1 protein-coding gene is annotated in these 1,640 nt (G+C 46.9%); it reads right to left on the bottom strand.

Annotation, left to right across the window (positions count from 1 at the left end):
• Positions 1-250: 250 nt before the first annotated feature.
• On the bottom strand, positions 251-1,640 hold a 1,390-nt coding region (locus JCM16161_RS13370), incomplete at its 5' end, for a hypothetical protein (protein ID WP_054856186.1).

Genomic DNA, 1,640 nt, shown 5'->3' with positions numbered 1-1,640 from the left:
ATCCTCAAACCCATAACCACCAATTTCCCCAACACACCAGGACTTCTTAAAAACTCCGCGTGCCCAGAGAAAATGAGCCGAGCGGGTTGAGTGGGCTTTACTGTTCACACCCATTTAAGTGATTCATTGCCAAAACGCGGCAAGGGGAACCGGCCAAGAGGGCAAAACCAATGCGTAAATAGCAGGAAGAGGGTTAGAGAAGAAAAAGAAGGGAGACTAAATTTAAGCGCGGTCCTCAGCCAAGGCTGACCTACCTTAAGGATATGGGCATATTATGGGCATTAAGTATGACGTTACGCCCGTCACGTAGGAATTGGGTGGTGCTGATGGTAATTGGTAGTACCCGATATACATTTATGCTTGCCGTACTGCTCGACTGAGGGGTTACAATAACCTCCCACGTGGTTTGTGCCCAAATGGTTTGATAAACCTTATATGCACATGGGTATTGAGCCGTAATTGCGTTATTCTCAAAATCAACATTAAAGGTCGCCACATACTGCTGCGACGGGTTGAAGTTAACTATTGAAAGCATTGCCGGGGTATTATCCTCAAAAACATTGGCAAAACCCGCATTATCCGCGGATTGCCCTATATTAAATGTCCAGGTTATATTCCCTAAGGTTTGGGTATAACCGTAATCGACCTGGGTTGATGGACCATATGACCCACCGATGGATTCAGTGCCGACGGGCATTGAAATCGATACTGATACTGAAATACCTGTACCTAGACCAACACCGATCGAGTAGCCACTTATACCACCTGTTGGCTTTGGCAACCACCCATTACCAAAATTTGCCCAGCCCGGATCCGCCACATATGTCGTGGAACTCGGGCTATAACCGCTGTAGTAGTCGATTGCACCAATTTGGCTATCCTCTAGGCCACCATTATTATACATGGTTGATGACTCTCCGTAAGCCACAAAGCCCACGGTATTCATGGCTAACCAATAAAGCTCACTGGATGCTTGCTGGATCTGATTACCAATTTCTAGGCATGTATCCCAGTAGAATGTGCCATTACCGTCACTATAGGCGTCAATGCCTGGCACGGTGTAGGACGTCAATAATGGTGCAGCCCATATGAGTGTGGTGTCGTTAGCCACGTAGATGCCGGTTGATGGGCTTGATGCTGAGTATTTCTCATACTCCTCATATAATGAGTAACAAGGCTCAGAACTCGAAGGATATGGGGAATCTACCATCCCGCTTACCAATATGGATTGCCCCATTATATTACTCACGAACTGCGTTAATTGGTTTGGGTATATTGGCCCTATGACTAGGCCTCTTGGCCTTATCCACCTCACCATGAATATCACTGGCTCTTTATTACTCACTGGTATTATTGGGTAGACGATTAGGTAGTCTGGGACCTTCTCATGAAAATCAGTACCGATTAGGACCAACTCATTATTAACGGCCCTAGCCCATGAGTAGGCTAGTACGAATTCGATGGTGTTTTCGTCGCTGGCGTTTGCGTATATGCCGATAACATCGCCCCTGGCAATTGCATTGGCTAACTCACGAATCACGGGGCTCGTTAGGTTGATCTCAACCTTGCCGCTTGGGTTGCTTATTGCAATGCTGGGCTCCACCACAGACCAGTCAATGATTACTACGCTGTTGTTCGGC

Source organism: Vulcanisaeta sp. JCM 16161 (assembly GCF_001316285.1).
The sequence above is the reverse complement of the archived record's forward strand: the minus strand, read 5'-3'. Positions and strand labels throughout refer to the sequence as shown.